This is a genomic window from Thermoanaerobaculia bacterium (assembly GCA_035260525.1).
Classification (GTDB): domain Bacteria; phylum Acidobacteriota; class Thermoanaerobaculia; order UBA5066; family DATFVB01; genus DATFVB01.
In genome coordinates this window covers 1-5,900 of record DATFVB010000296.1, presented here as the reverse complement: position 1 = coordinate 5,900, position 5,900 = coordinate 1, and the positions used below count along the sequence as shown (strand labels likewise).

The following is a 5,900-nucleotide window of genomic DNA, read 5'->3' as shown; positions in this document are numbered from 1 at the left end:
GGGAGGTTCGTGTCGTCGTCGTCGGTTCCGGCGGCTTCCTTGCGGCCGTACTTCGTGAAGTGCGCGAACGCGCCGATCACCGCGCCGAAGATCGCGGCGGCGCCGAGCGGCCGGAGGACCGACTTCCAGAACTTGACGAGGATCGGCACGTGCGGATCGGCCGGAAGCCCGTACCAGTCGGGATGGTCGCCGTGCGCGAGCACGGTGACGACGCTCGTGCCGCCGACGCCCTTCGGATCGTAGAGCGAGGCCTGCGCGAACCCGTTGGCCTTCAGCTGATCGACGCGCAGCATCCCGAGAGCGACCATGTCGTCCTTGGTTCCGAAGTGGAGACAGCCGGTCGGGCACGCCTTGATGCAGGCGGGCTCGAGACCGACCTCCACTCGATCGACGCAAAGCGTGCACTTGGCCATCTTGCCGGTCGTCTTGTGGAATCGCGGCACGTCGAACGGACAGCCGGTCTCGCAGTAGCCGCAGCCGATGCACCGGTCGGCGTTGACGTCGACGATCCCGTTGGCGTACTGGACGATCGCGCCGGGCGCCGGGCACGCGGCGAGGCAGCCCGGCTCGTCGCAGTGCATGCACTGGTCCTTGCGCATGAGCCAGGCGATCCCGCCGTCGACGTCGCGTTCGCTGAACTTGATCAGGTTCCAGTACTGCGCGTGGAGCGTCGGAAGCGTCTGGTAAGACCCTTCCTGTTTCGTCGCGACGACCGGAAGGTCGTTCCACTCCTGGCAGGCGACCTCGCACGCCTTGCAGCCGATGCAGGTCGTCGTGTCGATGTACTTCGAGACGGTCGGGAGCTTTCGCATTCCCGAGAGGCTGCCGAGAACGGCAGCGGAGGAGCGGCGAATTTCGAGACTCATGGCCGCCTCACGCTTTCTCGAGTTTGACGAGGAACGTCTTGTACTCGGGCGTCCAGGTGTTCGGATCCATCGCGGTCGGAGTCAGGAAGTTCGCGAGCGGACCGGTGTGGTCCGCCGTCGCCTCGTAGCCCCAGTGCAGCGGGAATCCGATTTGCCAGATCGGCTTGCCGTCGACCTTCATCGGGCGGAGCCGCTTGGTGACCATCGCGACCCCTTCGATGGAGCCGCGCGCCGAAGTCACGCGCGCGCGGCCGCCGTTGGCGATCCCCTTCTCCTTCGCGAGCTCCTCCGGTATCTCGATGAAGAAGCCGGGCTGGAGCTGGTTCAGGCGGTCGATGTGTTTGGTCCAGTAGTGATACATCTCGGTCAGCCGGTACGTCATGCAGACGATCGGGAAATCCTTCGCGGTTCCGTAGACGTCCTTGTCCGACTTGAATTTCTTCGCAGCCGGATTCGACGTCACTTTCGGGTGCAGGGTGTTCTCGACCGGCGCCTCGACCGCCTCGTAGTGCTCCGGGAAGGGCCCGTCGTTCAAGACCGGCGCGTAGAGCCGGCCCACGCCTTCCGGGAGCATGATGAAGGCGCCGTAGGTCCCGGGCGGAGCGTCCGGTTTCATGTCGGGCACGTCGCCGACCCACTTGCTTCCGTTCCACTGGATGCCGACGCGCGTCGGGTCCCACGGCTTCCCCTGCGCGTCGGCCGAAGCGCGGTTGTACATGACGCGGCGGTTGGCCGGCCACGAAAATCCCCAGTTGTGGTACATGCCGAGGCCGCTCGGGTCGTCGATCGGGCTGCGGCGCTGGGCCATGTTGCCCGCTTCGGTGAAGACCCCCGACATCAGCCAGTTGCCGCACATCGTCGTTCCGTCGTCCTGGAGCTGCGCGAACCCGTCGATCTGCTGGCCGGCCGTCTTCAGCGGCTTCGTCTTGTCCTTGGGGTCGGGGATGTCGGCGAGCGCCTTGCCGTTCAACTCCTTGAGAATTTCGGAGAGGTCCGGCGAAGCGGGATTGGAGTAGCTCCAGTCCACGTTGGCGACCTGCTCGGGGAGCGCGCCGCCCTCCTTCCGGTAGAGATCGCGCACGGCGAGGAAGATCCGGGCCAGGATCTCCTGATCGCTCTTGATCTGCCCCGGCGGATCGAGCGCCTTCCACTTCCACTGGATCCACCGTGCGGAGTTCGTGAACGACCCGTCTTTCTCGATGAAGTTCGACGCCGGGAGCATGAAGACTTCGGTCGGGATCTTCGAGGCGTCCGGCGTGCCGTACTCCTTCGGCGCCCTCCAGAACGTCGCCGTCTCGATCTGGTGGTTCTCGACGACGACGAGCCATTTGAGCTTCGAGAGCGCGGCGATCATCTTCGGCGAGTTCGGCCCGATGCCGACCGGATTCATGCCGAACGTGAAGAAGCCCTCCGGTCCCGGTTCCTTGCCGCCGGCACGCATCGAGTTGCCGCGGTACATGTCGTCGAAGATGTACATCCAGGAGTAGTTGCCGTCGACCTTCGGAAGCCAGGCGTATCCCCACTCGTTTTCCTTCGTCGCGTTCTTCCCGTAGAGAGCCTTGAGGAGCGAAACCGTGAACTTGGGGTAGTTTTGCCAGTAGTTCATGGTCGCCCACGCCTGTTTGCCGAGCACCGTGGGGGTCGCGCCCTCGAGATACGCCGAGAGCGTCTGGGACGCGCCCGGCGGGGTCTTCAGATACCCGGGAAGGATGTCGAAGACGCCGGCCGTGTCGGTCGCGCCCTGGATGTTCGAGTGGCCGCGCAGGGCGTTGACGCCTCCTCCCGGCCGGCCCACGTTGCCGAGCAGCAGCTGCAGCATCGCGGCCGTGCGGATCATCTGCACGCCGATCGAATGCTGCGTCCAGCCGAGGGCGTACATGATCGTCCCGGCGCGGGCCGCGTTGCCGGTCGAGGTGACGACCTCGGCGACCTTCAGGAACGTCTCCTTCGGCGTCCCGCAGATCTTCTCGACCATCTCCGGCGTGTAGCGGTCGACGTGCTTCTTCAGGAGCTGGAAGACGCAGCGCGGGTTCTGGAGCGTCGGGTCGGTCGAATAGGTCTTCGTCTTCGGGTCCGGCTCGTACGCCCACGCGGTCTTGTCGTATTCGCCCTTGCCCTCGTCGAACCCCGAGAAGAGCCCTTCCTGGAAATCGAATTTCGGGCTGATGAGGTAGGGAGCATTCGTGTGGATCTTGACGTAGTCCTCGTGGAAGCGGTTGTTCGCGATCGCGTAGCGGATGATCCCGAGGAGGTAGGCGATGTCGGTGCCGGTGCGGATCGGCGAATAGACGTCGGCGACGGCCGAAGTCCGGGTGAACCGGGGGTCCACGGAGACGAGCTTCGCGTTACGGGTGCGCTTGGCCTCGATCGCCCACTTGAAGCCGCAGGGATGGTTTTCCGCGGGGTTGCCGCCCATGCACAGGATGACGTCGGCATTCTTGATGTCGACCCATCCGTTGGTCATCGCCCCCCGGCCGAACGTGGCGGCCAAACTGGCCACCGTGGGGCCGTGTCAAACCCGTGCCTGGGTGTCCCGGTACGGGACCCCCCAGGCGGACGCCGCCTTCCAGTAGAGATAGTTGAATTCGGTCGTGTCGGTGCAGCCGCCGATCATGCCGATGCCCGGATTGCGGTTGACCGTTTCTCCTTTGGCGTTCTTCGCCACGAAGCAGCGGTCGCGCGTGTCCTTGACGTGCCGGGCGATCTTGGCGATCGCCTCGTCCCAGGAGATGTCCTCCCACTTGTCCGACCCGGGTCGGCGCACCTTGGGTGTCTTCAGCCGGTTCGGACTGTTGATGTCGTCTCGCAGGGTCGTTCCCTTGGGGCAGAGAGTCCCGCGGTTGATCGGATGATCGGGATCTCCCTCGACGTGCACGACCGACGGCGTGGCGTTCTTCGCCTTGTCGCCGAGGGTGTGGACGATCACGCCGCAGGAGACCGCGCAGTACGGGCACGTGCTTCGCGTCTCCGTCGTGCGCGAGATCTTGAACTCGCGCACCTCCGCCTGCGCCTTCGAGACGTCGAAGCCGAGCGCAAGGGTCCCCCCAATCGTTGTCGCCTTGAAAAAACCTCGACGCGAGAGTTCCATTTCGGTCCTCCTCGGCTGGCGCCACTGAGCGTCTGTGCGAATATTCGAGACCTTACGTACCGGTTTGTCAAGGGGGGCGGGCCGAAAATGTCGGGGGTCGAATCAAGCCGGCTGGCTGCGGGGGACGGGTCGATTCAACCGGCGGCCGCCCGGACGCGCTCGGGATGGGCATAAACGTTGAATCGCCGGCCGCGCAGGAAGCCGATCAGGGTCATCCCGGCCGAATCGGCGAGCGCGACCGCCAGACTCGAAGGCGCCGAAACCGACGCGACGATCGGGATCCCGGCGGCATGGGCTTTCTGGACGATCTCGAATCCCGCCCGCCCCGAGACGAGGAGGATCCGGCGGGAGAGGGGCAGCTCGCCTTCGAACAGGGCCGCGCCGATCACCTTGTCGGTCGCGTTGTGCCGGCCGATGTCCTCCCGGACCGCTCCCGGGATTCCGTCGCCGGAAAATAGCGCGGCCGCGTGGAGGCCCCCCGTCGCCGCGAACACCGACTGGCTTTCGCGGAGCCGCCCGGGAAGCTCGTAGAGCCGCTCGCGCGTCACGGTGAGCGGCGAGGCGATCGGGAGCCGCCGCCGGGAGATCGCCTCCTCGATCGACAGGCTGCCGCAGATGCCGCACGCCGAGGACGTCACGGTCTCGCGGCCGAGCTTGCGCGCGCGCTCGAAGGCGTCCGCGGAAAGAGTCGCGACGACGGCGTTCTCCTTCTTCTCCGCGGAGAGCCCCGGCTCTTCCGGCCGGGCGACCGAGAGGAGGTCCTCGCGGCGCTCGATCACGCCCTCCCCGTGGAGGAGCCCCGCGGCGAGCTCCTCGTCGTGCCCGGGAGTGCGCATCGTCGTCGCAAACATTCGGGCGCCGGTTTCCCCGGCGCGGCGAATCCGGACGAGGAGCGGCTCCTCGACGGCGAGAGCGTCCTCGCGCTCGTCCTCGCGGTCCTCTTCGTAAGCCCGGATGCGTTCGCGGTCGACGGATTCCAACGCGAATATGGTAGACCCGAATCCGGGTTGCCGTAGACTTCAGGGGCACCGCGCGGAGCGAAAGGGCATCGTCGCGGAGCGGAGATCGTGATGGACGACCGGCACGCGGCGATTCTCGAGCGGCTCCGGACCCTGACGTCGGAGCTCCTCGAGCTCTCGGCGCGGAACACGTCCGCGCTCGCCGACGAAGACCTCGAGGTCCTGTCGCAACGCCTCCAGGGGATTCGCACCGAGATCGAGACGCTCCGGACGGAATTCCGTCGTTCCCTCAACTGAGCGGGGGCGCGCCGAGGGCGGTTTCGGTGCTGTTAACATACGCCGCGATGCCGCGGCGGTTCGAAGTGCTCGTGGTCGAGGACGATGACGATGTGCGCGAGGCTCTCCTCTTCCTCCTCGAAGACGAGGGCGTTCACGCGGTCGGCGCGACGGACGGCCGCGACGCTCTCGAGAAGATCGAGAACGGTTTGCGACCCGCCTTGATCCTCCTCGATCTCATGATGCCGGTGATGGACGGCGAGCGTTTCCTGCGCGCGCGAAAGGTCGATCCCGGCCTCGCCGCGATCCCGGTCGTGGTGGTCTCGGCGATGCAGCGCATGCGCGTCGACCCCGTGGAGCTCGACGTCGACGAGTTGATTCCGAAGCCGGTTGATCCTGCGCGGGTGCTGGAGACGGTCCGCCAGTACCTGTAGCCGGCGCGGCGATGCATCGAGCCGGGCGGGCGCGTGCACCGCGACCCGCGGCCTTACCGTACGCTTATCGGTACGCCGCGGCCGCGGGTCGGATGCCCGCATCCCGCCGGGCTCGCGCCTCGCCGCGCCTCGCCATTGTCAGAACTGATCGGGGGAATTCCTCGATTCGCGGTACTTGCCGGCGCGGCGATGCATCGAGCCGGGCGGGCGCGTGCACCGCGACCCGCGGCCTTACCGTACGCTTATCGGTACGCCGCGGCCGCGGGTCGGATGCCCG

Annotated in this window: 5 protein-coding genes; 2 read left to right on the top strand and 3 right to left on the bottom strand. The window is 66.5% G+C overall.

The genetic code is table 11. The features are described 5' to 3' along the window. The 3 genes from fdxH to fdhD form a co-directional block, all read right to left on the bottom strand. Window positions 1-866 (bottom strand): formate dehydrogenase subunit beta (fdxH, locus tag VKH46_14345; protein ID HKB72025.1); only part of this gene is annotated, 866 nt, incomplete at its 3' end. A 7-nt stretch (window positions 867-873) separates the two neighbouring features. Beyond that, complete coding sequence (gene fdnG / locus VKH46_14340) at window positions 874-3,954, bottom strand: formate dehydrogenase-N subunit alpha (protein ID HKB72024.1); 3,081 nt, start codon at window positions 3,952-3,954, stop codon at window positions 874-876. Window positions 3,955-4,088: 134 nt separating this feature from the next. Then, a complete protein-coding gene (gene fdhD, locus VKH46_14335) occupies window positions 4,089-4,934 on the bottom strand; it encodes a formate dehydrogenase accessory sulfurtransferase FdhD (protein HKB72023.1) in 846 nt (281 codons plus the stop codon). A 90-nt stretch (window positions 4,935-5,024) separates the two neighbouring features. Here fdhD and VKH46_14330 point away from each other — a divergent pair, with 90 nt between their 5' ends. Both VKH46_14330 and VKH46_14325 read left to right on the top strand, forming a co-directional pair. Then, entirely contained in the window at window positions 5,025-5,210 is a 186-nt protein-coding gene (locus VKH46_14330; protein ID HKB72022.1) for a hypothetical protein, read from the top strand. A 47-nt stretch (window positions 5,211-5,257) separates the two neighbouring features. Then, window positions 5,258-5,623, top strand: a complete 366-nt coding sequence (locus tag VKH46_14325; GenBank protein HKB72021.1) for a response regulator — start codon at window positions 5,258-5,260, stop codon at window positions 5,621-5,623. Window positions 5,624-5,900 lie beyond the last annotated feature (277 nt).